19 protein-coding genes are annotated in these 17,840 nt (G+C 38.4%); 5 read left to right on the top strand and 14 right to left on the bottom strand.

What is annotated here, in order from left to right; all coding sequences use genetic code 11:
- The first annotated feature begins 317 nt into the window (after window positions 1-317).
- The 4 genes from JZ787_RS05590 (at window position 318) to JZ787_RS05575 (ending at window position 4,634) form a co-directional block, all read left to right on the top strand.
- Window positions 318-1,877: a hypothetical protein gene (locus JZ787_RS05590; protein ID WP_346311865.1), complete on the top strand. Its 1,560-nt coding sequence runs from the start codon at window positions 318-320 to the stop codon at window positions 1,875-1,877.
- Window positions 1,878-1,984: 107 nt separating this feature from the next.
- On the top strand, window positions 1,985-2,569 hold the full coding sequence (locus tag JZ787_RS05585; protein WP_346311864.1) for a hypothetical protein: 585 nt from the start codon (window positions 1,985-1,987) through the stop codon (window positions 2,567-2,569).
- Window positions 2,566-3,657: an HNH endonuclease gene (locus JZ787_RS05580; protein WP_346311863.1), complete on the top strand. Its 1,092-nt coding sequence runs from the start codon at window positions 2,566-2,568 to the stop codon at window positions 3,655-3,657. The genes JZ787_RS05585 and JZ787_RS05580 overlap by 4 nt, the downstream gene beginning before the upstream one ends.
- 47 nt (window positions 3,658-3,704) lie before the next feature.
- Window positions 3,705-4,634, top strand: coding sequence for a hypothetical protein (locus tag JZ787_RS05575; protein WP_346311862.1), 930 nt, complete (start codon window positions 3,705-3,707; stop codon window positions 4,632-4,634).
- Window positions 4,635-4,645: 11 nt separating this feature from the next.
- On the opposite strand, the gene JZ787_RS05570 is transcribed toward JZ787_RS05575, so the two are convergent.
- Both JZ787_RS05570 and JZ787_RS05565 read right to left on the bottom strand, forming a co-directional pair.
- On the bottom strand, window positions 4,646-4,867 hold the full coding sequence (locus tag JZ787_RS05570) for a hypothetical protein (RefSeq protein ID WP_346311861.1): 222 nt from the start codon (window positions 4,865-4,867) through the stop codon (window positions 4,646-4,648).
- A gap of 537 nt (window positions 4,868-5,404) precedes the next feature.
- The gene (locus JZ787_RS05565; RefSeq protein WP_346311860.1) at window positions 5,405-5,710 is read right to left on the bottom strand and encodes an ogr/Delta-like zinc finger family protein; all 306 of its coding nucleotides are present in this window, start codon (window positions 5,708-5,710) and stop codon (window positions 5,405-5,407) included.
- Between the two features lie 282 nt (window positions 5,711-5,992).
- On the opposite strand from JZ787_RS05565, the gene JZ787_RS05560 reads away from it, so the two are divergent.
- Complete coding sequence (locus tag JZ787_RS05560) at window positions 5,993-6,799, top strand: DNA adenine methylase (RefSeq protein ID WP_346311859.1); 807 nt, start codon at window positions 5,993-5,995, stop codon at window positions 6,797-6,799.
- Here the strand turns inward: JZ787_RS05560 and JZ787_RS05555 are convergent.
- From JZ787_RS05555 to JZ787_RS05500, 12 genes are all read right to left on the bottom strand, one after another.
- Entirely contained in the window at window positions 6,796-8,271 is a 1,476-nt protein-coding gene (locus JZ787_RS05555) for a contractile injection system protein, VgrG/Pvc8 family (RefSeq protein ID WP_346311858.1), read from the bottom strand. The genes JZ787_RS05560 and JZ787_RS05555 overlap by 4 nt on opposite strands.
- Window positions 8,268-8,693 (bottom strand): phage tail protein, encoded by a 426-nt coding sequence (locus JZ787_RS05550; RefSeq protein WP_279732237.1) that lies wholly within the window; start codon window positions 8,691-8,693, stop codon window positions 8,268-8,270. The genes JZ787_RS05555 and JZ787_RS05550 overlap by 4 nt, the downstream gene beginning before the upstream one ends.
- Window positions 8,694-8,704: 11 nt before the next feature.
- Window positions 8,705-11,377, bottom strand: coding sequence for a phage tail tape measure protein (locus JZ787_RS05545; RefSeq protein WP_346311857.1), 2,673 nt, complete (start codon window positions 11,375-11,377; stop codon window positions 8,705-8,707).
- Window positions 11,374-11,475: a GpE family phage tail protein gene (locus tag JZ787_RS05540; RefSeq protein ID WP_228259157.1), complete on the bottom strand. Its 102-nt coding sequence runs from the start codon at window positions 11,473-11,475 to the stop codon at window positions 11,374-11,376. Before JZ787_RS05540 ends, JZ787_RS05545 begins: the two co-directional genes overlap by 4 nt.
- Window positions 11,476-11,501: 26 nt before the next feature.
- Entirely contained in the window at window positions 11,502-11,837 is a 336-nt protein-coding gene (locus JZ787_RS05535; protein ID WP_346311856.1) for a phage tail assembly protein, read from the bottom strand.
- 74 nt (window positions 11,838-11,911) lie between these two features.
- Window positions 11,912-12,427, bottom strand: coding sequence for a phage major tail tube protein (locus JZ787_RS05530; protein ID WP_279732234.1), 516 nt, complete (start codon window positions 12,425-12,427; stop codon window positions 11,912-11,914).
- 16 nt (window positions 12,428-12,443) lie between these two features.
- On the bottom strand, window positions 12,444-13,616 hold the full coding sequence (locus tag JZ787_RS05525; RefSeq protein ID WP_346311855.1) for a phage tail sheath protein: 1,173 nt from the start codon (window positions 13,614-13,616) through the stop codon (window positions 12,444-12,446).
- Window positions 13,617-13,825: 209 nt separating this feature from the next.
- Window positions 13,826-15,295, bottom strand: coding sequence for a phage tail protein (locus tag JZ787_RS05520; protein ID WP_346311854.1), 1,470 nt, complete (start codon window positions 15,293-15,295; stop codon window positions 13,826-13,828).
- Entirely contained in the window at window positions 15,292-15,912 is a 621-nt protein-coding gene (locus JZ787_RS05515; protein WP_346311853.1) for a phage tail protein I, read from the bottom strand. The genes JZ787_RS05520 and JZ787_RS05515 overlap by 4 nt, the downstream gene beginning before the upstream one ends.
- Window positions 15,912-16,802, bottom strand: a complete 891-nt coding sequence (locus JZ787_RS05510; protein WP_346311852.1) for a baseplate J/gp47 family protein — start codon at window positions 16,800-16,802, stop codon at window positions 15,912-15,914. The genes JZ787_RS05515 and JZ787_RS05510 overlap by 1 nt, the downstream gene beginning before the upstream one ends.
- A complete protein-coding gene (locus tag JZ787_RS05505) occupies window positions 16,799-17,146 on the bottom strand; it encodes a GPW/gp25 family protein (RefSeq protein ID WP_346311851.1) in 348 nt (115 codons plus the stop codon). Before JZ787_RS05505 ends, JZ787_RS05510 begins: the two co-directional genes overlap by 4 nt.
- Window positions 17,143-17,772, bottom strand: a complete 630-nt coding sequence (locus tag JZ787_RS05500; RefSeq protein WP_346311850.1) for a phage baseplate assembly protein V — start codon at window positions 17,770-17,772, stop codon at window positions 17,143-17,145. The genes JZ787_RS05505 and JZ787_RS05500 overlap by 4 nt, the downstream gene beginning before the upstream one ends.
- Window positions 17,773-17,840: the final 68 nt, after the last annotated feature.

Here is a 17,840-nt window from a genome sequence, read left to right as displayed (position 1 = left end):
TGAGTATAGGTTTGAAACCTACCGCCATTCTTTCCACGGAATGGTGGCAGACCGACAGGGGTGGAAATACCGCACTCAAAGAAACGGCCAGTCAAAGACTGCCCTGCCGATCTACCATGACAAGTCTAGCAGATGCGACTTTTTTTAAGCAAAAAAAATCCGCATAGAGCGGTGATTAATTCTGCCCTTTGAGTGTGTTTATAGGTTTCCACGCCTATGCACCGATTTTGCGGTGCTTTTACATGTTGCCGATAGTGAGGTGTTATGTCAATATAGTGAGGTACTATTTTTTATAAGCTTTTGTTTTTGGTAAATTTATGAGTGAAGATAATTTTAATTTAAATGTTCATAGTAGTTTCATAAACTTATCAACTAATTTACATCTATTACAAAATACTTTGGAATCCACTTTAAGTGAATTTCCAGGATTAGCAACTCATGAGATTCACATACCAGTAAGTCTTATTAAAGAAATAAATAATAATGAAATCTTATTAAGAGAATGCATTAATATAGTTATAAAGCAAACTAGAAAAGTTAGCTCAATACTTAAAGATAATATCTTAAATGAAATATATCTTAGTAAAGATATTTTTAATAATAAAATTAAAAACTTAGATCATAATATTTCTTCAGTTATGTCCATATCAACTAACTTAATTAATACGTCATCAGTTTCTATCAATAATATAAAAAATTTTGAAAAGAAAAATATAGTCGCAAACCATATAAATTTTGAAACACAAATACGTAAATTCGTTCAAGAAATAAGTTATTTAATCTTAAATATTAAATCTAACCTTATTGAAATTAGCAGTTTAATTAACGAGCTGAACATTGCAATTACTTCTGAAAGATATGAATTTAGTGAATATTTAAAAGAATCCTTTCAAAGAAAAATTTCTCAAGATGCACAATTACTTTTTAAAAAAATTGAAAATAACTCAAACAAAATAATATCTAACTATGAATTTGAGGTTAAAAAAGTTCAAGATGAGTATAGTAAGGTTTTAAATGACTTCAACTTACTAAAAGAAAGTTTCGAAAATAGCGAAAAAACAAATAAGGAATTACTGTTAAAATTATCTAATTACGACAAGAAATTAAGTGAAAATTTAGAAAATAAGAATAAAGACATTAATATTAAAATGAACGAAAAATTTAGTGAAATTGATAGTTCCTGTAATACAAAATTAGCGGAAATTGAGAGTTCTTGTAATACAAAATTAACGGAAATTGAGAGTTCTTGTAATACTAAAATAGAGGAAATTGATGCGACCTATATGACAGCGAAAAATACTTATAAGCAATTTTCAAAACTAGCAGAAGGGGCAGCACTATTAAGTCTTACAGATAACTATAATCTTAAAGCTAAGGAGGAACAGGCTGAATATAAAAAGTTTCGTGGTTATACGAGTTACGCACTGTATGCTGCTATTGGCTGTACTATATTAATTCTCGGAATTCCAATAGTTGAATATTGGGCTGAAAATCCTCCAGTTAATACTAATTATTTTACAGTATTAACTAGACTGACTATCTCATTTATGTTTTTTGTACTCGCTTTATTCTTTTCAAAACAAGCAGCAAAACATTATGAATGCTATCAAGAAAATAATAGAACCTATCTTCAGCTCTCATCACTTGAACCGTTCATTGCTAATATGACACCAGACGAACAAAAAGAAATTCGCAAGGGGCTGATACCTAGTTACTTCAATCAAGGGACGGATGGGAAGTTTGCAGCTAAGGGCGATGAAGTTGACTTACCAACTAATATCCACGCGATCGTTAACAGAGCATTTGATCTAGTTGGCGAAAAGAAAGAGCCTAAAGCAGCTGAAAATACAGCTACAGACACTAAAGCCTCAGTTTGATTGAACTTTAGGGAAAGCTAAGTTAGGACTTGCATTCCTTTTTGAGGTTGTCGATAGTACCCTGTTATGGCAAAATAGCGAGGTACTATTTTTATAAACTATTCATTATGAAAAGAATTTACCCTCTAATTATTTCACTTTTAACATTAACTGCATGTTCAAATGAACCTCAAAATGCCACTGATACGGCACAAGCTGAGTTTGATAAAAAGCAAACTGAAATTCAAAAAAATATAGCTGAACAAGAAGAACAAGACCGACCACAGTTTGAACTCCCTGCAGTGGACTTCACTTCTCCAGTGGCAAGAGTTGACCTGAAAAATGATGAAGAAATTATCGCTTCGGTTGGCTTGCCTGTCGTTGAAAAAGAGTCTGGTGCTAACCAAAATGGTGAGCCAATGACAACATATTACTTCAGTGAAGATCAACGTAATGGTTTGGAACTGAGTTTAAGCCGTGAGTTTGTAGATGTAGCATGGAAGTATGATGCTGGTAATCCGCAAAAAGCTTTTGCCGTATTTGACGATGGCCAACGTATCACCAGAGCTTTATTGGGTGGAGAAATCGGAGCTGGTTTATATTCAAGTATAGTTAAAGGTTCGGATATAGATGCAATGACTTTTGAGGATGGTACAGCAGTTAATCATGCACGATGTGGCGAGTCTATGTGTCGTTATCAGGTGGTGAGATGAAAAGATATATTTATGCTTATAAATCACCTTATGGTCAACCAAAATTGTCTATTGAGCTAGAAATTTTTAATAGAAATAGAATAATTGGCATATATCAAATATTCGACGGAATAAAAGAATATCGTTCCTTATTTAAGTACGAAGATTATGCTCATTTATCTAAAGATTTTCACTTATACCCTTTGGAAAATAATACTTTTAAAAAATGCATTTTCTGCCATAAAACTTCTGATGATGTTGATTTTGAAAAGCATCCACATGTAATTCCATATCTTTTAGGTAATCATTTTTTATTACATTATGAAGAGTGTGATGATTGTAATAAACATTTTGGTGAAACTCTTGAATCTGAACTCGATAAATATTTCAAGCCATATAGAACTTTAAACCGATTAAAAAATAGAAAAGGGAACTTAATTAATACAAATTTTAATAAGAATAGATCATTTAAATTTGATGAAAATCAAAACAAATTTATGATACAACTTCAAGAGGATGAATTTAACTTAAACTATGATTCAAACAAAGTTACAATCGATTTTAAACAAGAAAAATATACTCCAGTACAAGTTTATAAAGCTTTCATGAAAATTTTCTTTGGTTTATTACCGCGTGATCACTTGCATAAATTTGAGCATTTGAGGAAATGGATAATAAATAAAGATCAAAATAAAAAAATTTTCTCACCACTAACGGTCATAAAAACTCGATTAGATGGATTTACTAAAACGCCTCTTGATGTATCTATTTTATACAAAAAAGTTTCAAGTTTAGATGAGTTCAAGACTACTCTGCCCATAAAAGAAAATTTTGAATATTTAGGATATATTCGCTTTGCAAATGTGGTTCTTGAAATACCAATATTCTCAGATTTAGTATTTGAGAAATTCAAAGTGATGAAAGACTCTGGTATGAAACTAGAATTTTCTTTTCCATATATTCCTAAACCAGGTTATCCGACTAATAATGAATTAGTTGATTTTTCTGAAACAAGGCAAATTAAGAGCAAAGAACAAATATTTTTTTCTTATGATGGTGTTATAGAAAAAAGATTGGTTAGCAAATCGGATTTTAAAAATGAGGGTTAAAATTACAGCTTATTCTTATTCTGCGGTTAGAGATCAGGTCGTGAGATATGTTAATACCTAAATGCAATCAAGAGTTTTTTAAAATTATAAATAAATGGTATAGAAATCGTTGGAGTATTACCCTCCTCTTTTGCATTTTTATTATATGGATTTTTTTTCCATTTCTTTTAACTTGGCTTGCAGAACATTTAAATTTTCAGATTCAAAATGCTGATGATGTAAATTATGGTACATTTGGCGATACTTATGGAGCATTAAATACACTTTTTAGTGGTTTGGCTTTTGCTGTACTTATTATTACCTTGTTTCTACAACGTAAAGAATTACATGATCAACGTTTAGAAATACAAAGAGCTACGGACATCGCAGAAGGTCAAAGAAAAATAACAGATCAACAAAGAATACTAATCGAACAACAAATTCATGACGTAAAGGTTCAAAATTTCTATACTCTTTTCTTTAAATTTTTAGATGAAAAACATCGAAAAGTTGAGGAAATGGATAAACGTTTGACTAATGGAAACTTCAATGGAGACACCCATTTCGACAAATTTATCTATTTTATTGAAAATCATTTTGGAGACTCAATTAGTAAACTTTCTATATATAAACCAGACTTTGATAATAATTTGCTTAAAAATGTAATTCACGAAGCAGTAATTTATGCAAATAGACATACAGCTAATGTAATACTAGATTCTGAATACATTGAGTATTTGTGCTTTATTCTTAGGTTTATTGAGTCACATAAAGAGCTTGATATTATTGAAGATGCAATTCAGATCTTTGTTTCTTACCAAAGTTTCAATGAAAGCTATACTATGCTTCTTATGACGATTTATCTAGGCGATGATGAATTGAAAAATTACATTGTACGATATGCACTTTTACGAAAAATAAAAACTTCAGCTTTTGAAAATGATAACTTTTTTAGGCTAGCTGATGCTCTCTTCGGAAAAAAATCATATTCTCCATAAATATAAAAAGGTCACTTTTCGTGACCTTTTTCTTTTTCCCTATATCCTGCCAACCACATCTGCGGTGCCTCTGCCCAGCTTCTTAAATGACTAGGTTCTTGAATTCCATAATATGAATTCATGAACCTTTCGTGCCACCATTGATACATACCGTTGTGGCGTCTTAATCCGCATGGATTCATATCTTCACAAACACTTTTATAAAATAGTTCAAAGAGTTGTTCTGGATTCACTGTATTAATCCCCTGAATAACTACTACTAGATGAATCTGATCCGCTGTCCCAACTGCTCGAGGAGCTACATTCACTCGAATATGATGGAGGAGTATAGGAGGGGTCTGGAGCATGATTCTGAATAGGACGATGAAAATCAGAAGTCATTCGACAAGGTTCAGGCTCACTGCCAACTGAATTAATCAGATTTTGCTGTTGTTGTACCAAATAAAGATCAGTTGTATCGATGCTTGTAAGCCGTCTTTCAGAAGGAGATCTAGCCGCTACAGTTTGTCGACCGATCTCTGGTTTTGGTTTAGCTTTGCAACGATGCGTTTGGAAAAACCAAGTACGTGTTCCACATATATTACATTTGGCCATGATGGTTGCCCTCTAACTTTTTAATATCCTGTTTCAGTTCATAAATTCTTGTACTCAAAAAATGATAACTAACGCCTATTAGAAAAGTGGCTTTTGAATACGTCCAATCTTTGGTAATCACTAGGGTGATTAAAAAATACATAAACCCTAGAAATAGTGAGACTAATAACGCTTTACTAATCATGGTCAGGGTCCTTTATGAAATCGTCATTTGCTGCTTTGAGTTCTTTTAACTCTTGAATGGTTGGTAACTGAATAGATGGATCGGGCGTTGCACTTGGAGAAATCACGTAAGTCAGTTCGATATTTCCGACACAAGAAAAACTACAAAGAATATTTGGACACTGCAGTCGAATTTCTTTAAGGAGTGGATGTTTTTGTTCGCTGCTTCTTATTTTTAAGTTGGTCACCTTACAATGTGGACAGATCATTCTTGGTCGTGAACTGTCCGCGTTGGTTTTATTGAAACTTACAGCCGTCATACTCACCCCAGATTAAGAATATATTTTTCACCATTCTAAAATAAAAGAATAAATATTTGTTCTTTTTGTTGAATTTTAATAAGATTTCGCCTGTTTTGCTCATGTAGAAAAAACTTATGCAAAATTTGAAATGCCAATGCTGTTTTAAGCTACTGGCAAAAGTTGGGGCTTTTGATGCATTAGAAATAAAATGCCCACGCTGTAAAACTTTAAATACATTTCAGAGCACCCTGAGTGCCTTACCTGAACGCCCAGAGCGTCAAATCGACACAGGTAAGATCGATGACAAACACTTCTGTAATTCCGCAATACAATCCTAAAGGTCACAGCTTTTCGGGCTGGCTGGGTGGTAAATCTCAACTTGCACGAACCATTATTGACTTAATGCCCGAACATAAAACCTATGTTGAAGTATTTGGTGGTGCTGGATGGGTTCTCTTTAAAAAAACGGCTTCTCCAGTTGAAGTGATTAATGACGTTAATGATGACTTAATCAATTTATACCGAGTTCTGAAATATCACTTTGAAGCATTCTTAGACGAGTTTGAAAATACCCTTTTCTCACGCACGTTGTTCAATGAAATGAAAAAGAACGATCGTGGACTGACAGATATTCAACGAGCAGCTAAATTTTATTATTTGCTTCGTGCTGCCTTTGGTTGCCAGTTGGATGGCTCGTTTTCATATAGCCGTGACCGCAAAAGCCGTTTAAAACTTGGGGAAGAGTTGCGCGAGCATTTAGTTTCAATTCACACCCGGCTGCAGAATGTTGTGATTGAAAATGCGAGTTATGATTATGTCCTCAAACGTGTCGATGGACCCGAAACGCTATTCTATTTAGACCCGCCCTATTGGGACTGCGAAAATGCTTATGGCAAAGGGATTTGGTCTAAACAGGACTTTTATGATTTGAAGGATTACCTTGATAAAATTCAGGGCAAATTTATTCTCAGTTTGAATGATACACCTGAGGTCAGAGAGCTATTCAAAGACTATAAAATCCAGCATAAAAAGATTCGTTGGTCTGTGAATAGCAAAGCAGCGCATGAAGAGCATAATGGCAATGAGTTGATCATCACCAATTTTTAAGCAGTCTCTTTGACTTGTTGCAACATATCCTTTTTAGCATTGAGCCGTGGCATTTCGTTTTTTAAACGTTGTTCTGCGGCTTTTTTGCTTTTATAGACGTGATTAATAATTTTGGGATTGGATTGGTCGCCCAATGTAACCCAATAGCGAGGTGTCGCTTTTTTCCCGATCGTGTATTGGGTTTTAATTCCTGTATAGGGCTTAATTTCCAATTCGTTATGTGCTGAGAATTTGCCTGTCTCTGGATCTAGCAATGCGTACTCGCGATCTAGTCGTGCTTGAGCAGCTTCTCTACTCACATACAAATAGGTGAAATGCTTAGGGTTAGATTGATCCCCCTTTGTCAGCGCAACGGCTTTGTTTCCTGACTGGTAATAGACCACAACACCTGTCCATTTTTTATCTTTTTCAGATTCAAACTGGTCTTCGAATAACTCGGAGACATCATCAACATCTGGGCAAAACACTTCAAGCTCTAAGGCTGTGGTAAAACCATTACTGGCATCAATGCTATGAGTGATGCGCGTACCGAGCCAATAAACCGCGTCGATCTGTTCTTTTAGACCATCAAATAGAAAGGTCATTTCAGGGATAAGGTCTGGATTGCCATAGGCTAAGTTATAGCTAAAGGTCAGCGATGTACGTTTAAGGTCTGTCAGTTTTGCTTTGGCCACCAAAGTTGCCGATTGTTTGTCTTGGTGAATATGGCGAAGTTCTTTGATGTTTTGGTTACTGGCATCACCATAAACGACTTCAAGCTTTTTCCCTTGTGCAGCATCATAATAAAACGCACGTACTGCAGTAATTTCATCACCGCCATCAGTATTGCTATAGCGGTGGCTGTCCCCTTTATCGCGGGTAATCAGATATGTTGGAAGGTCTTGGCCAGAGATGGTCTGAGAAGCACCTTTGGGCATAAACAGTAATTTGCCGTTTTTAATTGATGCAATTGCATCATGTTCATCTGCCAGTCGCGTCAGTAAATTTGCATCGGATTCGTTTTGGATCAAATTGATAATTTGATGTTTGGCCAGTGATTGGTGCACCGATAAATCAAGCTCATGTTGGAATGCGATTGCCTGTAATACGGCTTCTAAAGTGACGTTACTGAAGCTACGTTCTTTTTTCTGTTTAAGACCTGATTTTAGGTCGGCACTGGAGGCACGAATGGTCAAAATATCGGGTGCTCCCGAATGTTCAACCTCCTTCACTTTGTACAAACCTTTGTAGACTAAGCCTGTATTGCTCCAACCGATCCATGCCTGAATCACTGCATCTTTAGGTGGTAGGTTCAATAAGCCGTCATGATCTGAAAGTGTTACCTCGAGCGCATCACTTTCCATGCCCCGATTATCTGTAATCGTTAAGCTATTGAGCCGATCCTGAAATTTGGTGCCGATGTCGACACCATCGACCAATAGTCTATAAATGGCCTGCGGATAGCTATCATCAAGTTCACTCATCAGGTTCATAAGACTTTTCCTACAATGCTACCTAAGACGTTCCCCATCAAAGTTCCTGCAGTTTGCGTTTTGGTGAGCTTTAAAGAGAATTCAACCTTTTTGGGCAGACCGTCTTTGAAGAAATAGGTTTGTGTCTCATCGACCGAATCTAACTTCCACATCCCATAAATTTTCCCATTACCCGCAATGAGGGGAAAGGACTTACCCGTGTCCCCCATCACACGCAATGCAGTAATTGATAGCTGCTGGCCAAACTCGGGAACAATTGAACCTTCTAGTGTGATGGTATCTTCCCCTTTGCCCACGTACTGATACGCGGGCATGCTCCCTACACGGTTGTTACTGGCATGATTCCATGCCGTACTACGTTGTAAGCTTTGATATGTGGCTGTAGGGATAGAAAATACAAACATGCCTAAGATCATCATCATTGTTTAAATTCCTATTCATCATCCATATAACTGCTACGCGCACGTGCTTGCTTTTGCTGATCACGACGGTTCAACACGCCCTCAATCATGTTCTGCAGTTGTTGAATTGTTTGTCCTGGTGCAGCAGTAATTTGGATGGTAATGGTGTCGCCTTGAACGATGACATCACCACGGTTTGTACTTGAAAGTCTTTGCACCGGATTAATTTTTGCTAAAGCCGGTGCAACATTAATTTTCTCAAGTGCTGTGTGAGAATTAGGATTAAAGACATTCAACACTTGATTGAATTTTTCTTTGAGACCAGGAAAGCCTTGTTCAAGTCCTACACCAATTCCCCCCATAACATGACCGCCTAATGCAGCCATGACGCGAGACGGGCTATGAATATCCATGCGTTTAGTGAAAACATTCGGAATGTAGTTGGTGACTTCGCTCCACACCGATTTAAGCTTATTAAAGCCCGCTTTAATCCCGTTTATGAGTCCATCAATAAGCATGCCGCCAAAGCCTGTAAATTTTTGCGGTAATTCAATGCCGAACCAACTTAATACGGCCGCAAATGCCCGATAGAACAATCCTAGAGGTGACCAATTTAAAATAGTGGAAGAAATGCCTAAGATGCCTGAGCTAAATCCAGTTTTGATCTCCTGCCATGCATTTGCTGCACCCGTTTTAATTGCATTCCACTTTTCCAAAAACCACGGTCCAATGCTTCCCCAGTTTTTATAGATGAGATATGCCCCAACTGCGATCGCGGTAATGATTAGACCAATAGGATTCATGAGCAATGCACGGCTTAACCACAAGAACATACGACCGACACCGAAAATAGCTGTTTTAAGAAAGCCAAATACAGTCGGAACTTTGCTAAATACAGTCGCTAAGGCAGTCCCACCAGTCGCTGTTGAAGTCATAATGAGCCTTAGACTTAACATCCCTATAATAAGTGGGGAAAACACCAACAGCGCTCCACCAATCGCAATCAGACTGGTTGCAATCACCAATAGTCCAATTCCCAGTGCTTTTGCTAAAGTAGGGTTCTTTTCCATCCATCCAGTAAAGCCCTTTAGTGCGTCTGTGGCGATTTCAATTGCGTTGGTATAGACAGGGAGAATCGTGGTACCGAATTTGAGATAAGCATCATGCAGTTTGGCTTTAGCTTCAATTTCTTTACCAGTTGTGGTGTTTTTTGCTCGATCACTTAACTGATCGATGTTTTCTGCACCCGCATTCAACTTGGCATTTTTATGAATTTGCTCACGTTGATCGTACATTGTCGAAAATAGGCTAGATGCCGTACGGTTTGTAAAAATACTGCCGATAGCATCATGAATTTGACCTCTCTCGGTAATACCTTTTTTTGCCAATTCAGGCAGTAGCACTTTTTCCATCCAAGCGAACTGGTCTTTCTTGAATAGGTCTGCACCTTTAATTGCACCAACGTCTAGGAATGAAATCTGGCCAGCTTTATCATGTTTTAGTTTGCTCGGATCTGCAATTAAACCAAGACGTTCCATGTTATTTGCTGCACGTTTGGTGGTTCGACCTTGATAAATATTCTGATAGGCTGACATCGCAGCAGTACCATATCTATGTCCGCCTAGCTCCTGAACAATCGGCTCCATTTTGTAATAGAAGGCTTCATCTGTAAGTCCTTTAACTGCAATGCCGCCTGTTTTAATTGCATTTAGCCATTCAGGTGCTTGAACACGTCCACCAGTAGCCGTAACGACTTGTTGAATAATATTGGCTTGTTTGTTGAAGGCTGCTTCGCTTTTTAAACCATTTCGAAGTTCAATGACTTTAAGCATGTCCATGAATAAACGTTCGTTTTCAGCTCCCTGCTCTGCACCGAACATGGCTTCATTACCGAATTTCATTTTTGCCAACGTCGGGGCGACCATTTTGGCATGATGTACGTCTGCAAATGCCGTTACTCCATCTAACATTAAACCCATGTTGTCTAATGTCGATGTACCAAAGGTTTTCATTGCACGAGCATATTGAGTTGCTTCTTTGGTCGCATCCTTACCCAAACCTAAAGCACCAATACGATTTTCTGTAATGTCCATGCGTTTGGTTTCGTCAATTGGCTTACGCATGGCATAAAGTGCACCAACACCCGTTGCAGCAGCTCCTGCACCATACATAGCAGCCGTTTTTGTATGACCAATCCATTTTTGACTATTTGTCTGAAGACCGTTTAAAGACTTCAAATGGTTTCTTTGGCGATCAATCTCGGTGTTTGTGCTCTTAATTTTGTTTTTCAGTTCTTCCTGGTGCTGACCAAGATTGGTTGATTTTAATCCTGCATTATTCAGTTCCTGACGAAGCTGCATGAGCTTTGGTCGACCTTCGGTGACGACTTTATTTAGACGTTTAACTTCTGCTTCAGTCTTTTTAAGTTCTGATGAAAGTTTGGAGTTTGGATTGGTGGCCAATTGTTGTTTAAGTGACTGAACTGTTTTTTTATGGCGTTCTAACTCTTGTGACGCCTGTTTAACGTCATCCTTTAGCTTTTTAAAAGTTGCTAGTTTTTTCTGTTGACTTTCAAGGTCTTTCAATTGGTCATTGGTTTTTTTTAATGCAACACTGGCAGCATTACTGCTACCAGCGATGATTTTAAGAGCAGGACTAAGTTTATCTCTCCCCCCAAAAAGAACCTCTAATCTTAATTTTTTCATTCGGCATCTGACCCATTACGTTCAATGGCTTTTTGATGCCATTGCATCATTTGACTAAGTGTCATGTCGGCATAAGCTTGCGGTGGCCAGTGGAACACCACCGCAATGTTTGAAATCGCGTCGTCTACTGTTGGCGTAAGTGTTCTACACGCACTGATTTCGGTTGCAAAAAAAGCACGAGTACACCACCGATTTGCACGAGATCCGCAGGATCTAACTGGTTAATTTGAGACTTGGTCAATGTGGGTGTGGACACACGTGGAATAACGTTACAAATAGCGGTGACATCACCATTTAAAAGATCGGCAATTTTCACGCCCTGAAGTGCAGTGACATTTGGTTTTCGGATTTCGATTGATTTGATTTCAAGTGTTCCCATCATGATTGGGCTTTCGAGATCAACAGTTTGAATATCTGGGTCAATCGCTGCGGTGTTTTCTTGTTGCGCTAAAGTTTTCAATGTAAACATTCCTTAATAGAAAAAGAGATATAAAAAAACCTCCTGCAGCACTGAACTACAGAAGGGTAGGAAAATTAATGGCCAATATTGGCGCGGTGTTTTTCAAGCAGATCTACACCGTTGACACGTTCAATCATGTTCGGAATATCAATCAAAATTTTCTCAACACCATCGATCGATAACTTGTAATAAGACCAGATGGTTTTGATTGAGGTTTCAGTGTCATCCCCTGCTTTTTGGTTTCCGAAATCAATTTCTTCATGACGGCCACGAACCACTATTTCGACCGCTGTAGTTTCGCCTGTGTCATCGCGCTGATATGAACCTGTGAAACGCAACATGTGTGCACCAACCGTTGTTGCGCCAAACTGTTCGATAACGAGTCCGTCAATACCGCCCAATTTCCAGTTGAACTCGGTTGCGTCATCACCCAAACCTAAATCGATTTTGACGTTGCCATTCATACCGCCACCACGCCAGTCTTCAAATTTGCGGACTAGCTTTGGAATAGTGACTTCACCTGTTTGGCCAAGGTAAGAATTACCTTCGTTAAACAGATCCATCATTTTTAATTTTTTGGGTAAAGCCATGCTGTTTTTATCCTTTTTATGCCGTCATACGTGAAGCAAAGTCAGCCAAATATTTGTCTGTGATACGCTGACGTAGGGTTAAATCTTCAAGTGGTGGGACTGGTGTGTAGTCATAGTCCAAAATGAGTCGACCACTTTTGAGGGTTTCTTTGCTGTTGACTGAATCATCAAACCAACACTCACCATCGATGATGTAGCCTTGCGTTTTCAGATCACGGAATTTGGCATTGATCCCTTCGACAATGTCACGGGCCAAACTTGGATGTAGTGGTTTATCCACTGCCCACATGTGCCCTTCAGCCATCGTGTCCGCAAGAACTTGTGCTGTACGAGTAGAGTTTTCAAAAGCAAAAAGTGGATCATCAGTACAAGTACGAGAACCCCAAAAGCGGAGGCCGTTACTTTGAATTAAGGTCGTGACTTCATTGCTGTTGAGATAACCTGCATCGGTATCCATGCTTTGAAGTTGCCAGAACACGTCTTTGGAAATACCAGTAACGCCATTGACTGGTACGTTTGATAAGGTTTTGTGCCAGCCAATATCGTTGTCGATTTTTGCGCGTAAACCGAGTGCACGTGCAGTGGCTTCAAAGGTCTTGGTCGATGAAGTGACCGTGTCCCATCCTAAAAAGTCTGGCCAAATAAGCATGGTCTCGCGTGAACCAATCGCATCGCGGTAAGCAACTGCTTCTTCTTTGGTTTCACAACCATGTGCAGATACATAGTTAAACGCACGTAGCTTTTCAGCGATTCCACCTAGTGATGCGGTGACAGCTGCAGTATCGAGTCCTGGTGCACCTAAAATTCGCGGTTTTACACCGAGATGTTGTTCTGCAGTCAGCAAGGCTTTCATGCCTGTGTATTTGCCGTTTACCGTTCCACCAATAACTGCAGTGGTTTGCTCTGCTTCATCTGTTTTTTGGTCGACACGCACAACGACGACTACAGCATTGGTCTGATCGACAATGGCCTGTAATGAACGTGCAAGTGTCCCTTGTGTACCTGCGTTTCCAATAGCAGCTTGAATATTGATAATTAATACGGGTTTATCCAGCGGGAATGCTGTTACATCTGCATCTGAACCTGTAGCAATGAGTCCAATGACCGCAGTGGATACGGTTCGGATAGGACGAGTACCTTCATTGAGCTCATGGACTCGTACTCCATGATGATAAGAATCTGTAGCCATAAAAAAGCCTGTGATCTGTTGTAATGTTTTCAGATCACAGGCTTACAAATTGGGATTTTTTTGTCAGTCCTTTAAATTTGTATATGCGTTATATACAAAGAATACTTCGATAGATCAAACTGTCCTTTGATTGCTACCAAATACACACGATATTCCGTATCGCCATAATTACGATTAATTAAACAGAATATTGCCTGTTTTAAAATGTCTTAACGATTCATTATACCTGTCATCCAAAGATTACCTGCTTGCATTTTCTTCAATGCATCAACAGGTAGGTAATAGTATCCTGCAAAGACAGTAAATGAGTCACTTTCGGTTAATGGCTCTAAAGCTCTGTGCTTTTCATATGTCTCAATTTTAAAATTAAAAATAATATTATCTGGGGTTAGTTTTAGCGCACCCGTTTCATCAAAAACTTTATAGGTTGTAGAGGTAGTAGTATAGCCCTGTAAAATATAAGAATAATTAGCCCCCATAGGTTCAATTATCCTTAACGGTACTGGTGTCGAAAACTGTGTAGGATGATTAATAGTTAAAACACCATTAGCGAACTCTACACTGTATCCAGATTTTCTATACCCAGCTATATCAAATACCCCATTTTGATATTTAACCTGCATCATGTTTTCAACTTCAGCAAAAGCAGCAACTCGAAGCGCACTATCTGATGAATAAGAAGAATAATTTTTATGCCGTGATATCCAATTGGGGTCAGTTAGTGCACTAACAACGGGTTGTTGTGCAGTAATAGGTTTGGCTGGAGTGCTAAACACTACATATCCTTGTGACGGGCTTGAAGTTGCTGCTGAATATTGCACATAATCTTTCCAAATTTCAGGTATTTGTGTGATCGTACCATCGCCTTTCGCTGTAAAATATAGCGGAGCTGCAATTTGGAGGTTTGCGAAGTTTTGAGCGACGGAACCACCGATACTCAGCATATAGGGTGCTAATGTTTCATCAACGGTCGCAAGTAAAGTTCCAACCTTCTTAAACTGATGTTCGTAATTTACTCTTAAAATATAATTCCCTGATTTTTCCACACCTGTAAATCCAATCGGGGCATGTGCGTTATCAGCAATAAAGTAGGGTGTTCCATCTGGTTTAAGTCGTACAGCCCCACCCATTAATCCAGCAGGTTGGCCAAATGTGGTAGGAAGGTTTTTATCTAATTCTTCAAATAAATGATCGCTGTGTGCAATTGCGTCTTCTTTGGCCTGCATTACAGATCGTGTTGTTGCTAAAACAATATCAGGATCAATAATTAATTCAAAAACTCCACTGTTATCAACTTGAATAACAATACGAATTGTTTGAATTTTTGCCGCCCCCTCTTCTACAGAGGGTTTATAAGTTGGAGGATAGTTTGCAATTGCCAACATGGTATTGCCTGTATTGTCGTACAAAGCAATTTCACGAATATTAAACCCGCCTACAGCAGACGGAATAACTGCTTCACATACGAGCCAGTTTTCATTTTTTTCATGGACTTCAACTTTATTAATTCCGACTCGATAAACTTCATTTACCAAAGAAGTAGCATGTTCATCAGGCTCTGGTACAGATCCAAGTCCATCACCAAATGCCATATACGAGATTGGTACCTTTGAACTACTGTTCAGTGCAGCTGTTATGGCATTTAAGCCAGAATCGGTTAATTTTGTATAGTAGCTCATAGGGTAACTCCAAAAGGATAAATCTCTGTTGTTTGATGTTCGTAAAAGGCCCAAAAGATGCTTGGCAAAATACTAATGACAGGTATTTCTGGGTAAATCGTTGTTTCATCACCGCTATAACAAGCTGCTAAAGCATGGTAGTTAGCTATGCTAGGTTGCACATTTATTTGTATGTTTTTACAGTGCCGAGTTAATGGCTTAGCGTCATCAATAAGTTGAAGTAATACTTTTAGCCCTTGTTCTGTTAAAACTTGGTTATTTGTATCTATTAGGATTTGGAAAGTTCCTGGTTCGCTAATCGGTACTTCTTGCCACCATTCATAAATTGTGACGTTATAACCAAATGCTTCGACGATTTTGCGAAGTGCATAATTCGTACCTTTGTATTTATGAATTTCGAAACTGGCTTTAATTTGTGCAATTTTTTGTTCTTCAGACCAATTTCGGTTCCAGCGATCAACAGAGTTTTGCCAAGCAATTAAAGGGAGAAAATCGTTAGGTAGATTTTTTAGTGTAGCTATACTTTTGATATTTACTTCAAGCTCAATGGCATTAGACGCTGCATGACAAACATGTCGTTCAAGGGTTGTTGAATTTGGGGGTAGAAGTGTAGCCATTAAGCTTCCCCTGCATTAATAGTGATATTGGTGCAATGAGCCACTTGAACAGCACTAATTTCAATATCAGTCGTAATACTGGAAATCACCACTCTTACAACACCTGAGACATGTAACAAGTTATAAAGCTTTGATATGTAGATTGAACGACCAATTCTACGGCTTTCATCTAGATAGCTTTGCACTGCAGCTTTAGCTGAAGAAATGAGTGAATCCGATTCAGGTAAACTGGTTGTGTAAATTGTTGCAACCAATTCAAATGGCACAACTTCAACAGATTGAACTGTTAAACGGTCAGCGACAGGTCGGCGTACATCATCATTTAAATAATTTTGAACAATGACCAAAAGTTCACTGGTTGCTGCACCTGTTGTGGTGTCACTTTGTAAAATTGTAACTAAAGCTTCTGCAGGTGCTGGTGATGATGCTTTTGCATCAACGACACGACCATCACTGGATAATGCATGATATTCATATGCAGACGTTGGTCCAGCGACACTCAAGGAATCAAAAACAAGGGATGCTCTATGACGCAAGGCATCATCTGTTTCATACACAGCACCTGTCTCGATAGTTGCTTCACTCACAAGCAGTCGTGTAATTCCATAATTTGCCACCACCGCATCTAAATCCGTTTTTTCAGCGAATGCCAGCAGAACTGAAAGTGATGCATTATTAATTCTGTTTCTTAAAATGACTTCCCGATACGCATTTTCTTCTAAGAATTTAGTAAGCGGCTCACTTTCTCTTTGTAGGACTTGACGAATTTGATCTTGCTCAACTTGGTCAAATAAACTGATTAAGTATTCTTTACGCTCTGAAAGAATACTTTCGAAATCTATTTCTTCGACCATGCTTGGTTTTGAAAGTTGTGAAAAATCAACACTCATGCTTGAGCCCCCATATTTAATGGAATTCTTAAATTCATTTCTTGTCCTGTGGTTCTATAGACACCTTCAATGTCAAAAACCAAACCTGTACCATCTACACCACTGGCAGTGATTTGACTAATGTTGATGCGGTTTTCCCAAGTTGAAACTGCTGTATAAATTGCGCTGTAGCACTTCAAGATCAAAGCATCATTAATGGACTGATCTATTAATTCAAAAATCAATGATCCATAGGTTCGGCGCATAACCCGACTCCCAATGGGAGTCGTGATGATGTCCTCTATTGATTGCTGTATTGACTCGTGGACTGTACTGATCGTTTGACCATTTTTTTTATTCATCATGGAACGGGTGCTCCTGAAGTACTTCCACCTGACTGAACGCCCGATGTTTTATGATTTTTCAAACTGATATCACCTGCTTTTACATCGGCTTCTGTACTGAAGTCACCTGTAGAATGGCTGCTACCTTGTACAAGTTGACTGCCACCGACTGTGTTATTTCCCGTCATGGCTGTACTACCATTGACCTGAACATTGCCATTAATGGTCGTATCTCCATTAATGGTGACACCACCTAATGCGGTCAGAACTGCAGTTCCTCCTTCAGGTAAAATGGCTTCCAGTGCATGTGAACTAACGTCATAGCAAATCAGGCAACCATCTGAAAAAAGTCGAATCACTTTATTTAGGTCACTTGATGGCGCAGGGTTGGTTTCATTGTTCAAGCCCGCTATAGCAACACCCATGTCTAAAACACCCGAAGGGCTGAGAACGACAACTTCTTCCCCAATGCTTGGAGGATCCCAAGTTCTATCGGCTCCAGCTCTTAAATTTAAATAACGGATATTTCCAGTCGTAATCTCGCCTAAATTGACGGTGACTGTTGTATAGGGTTGAGACGGTTCAATGGTCTTGATCCGTCCAAAACGGATAAGATTTTCAAGACGACGGGCTAGATCTGCATTCATGTTGCAATCGTTATGCAGCCCGCCTTTTTATGCATGTGATTATTTTTGTATATGCGCTATATACAAAG

It is taken from the genome of Acinetobacter sp. BWR-L5 (assembly GCF_039655985.1).
In the GTDB taxonomy this organism is placed as follows: Bacteria; Pseudomonadota; Gammaproteobacteria; order Pseudomonadales; family Moraxellaceae; genus Acinetobacter; species Acinetobacter johnsonii.
This window is presented reverse-complemented; position numbering and strand designations above follow the sequence as displayed.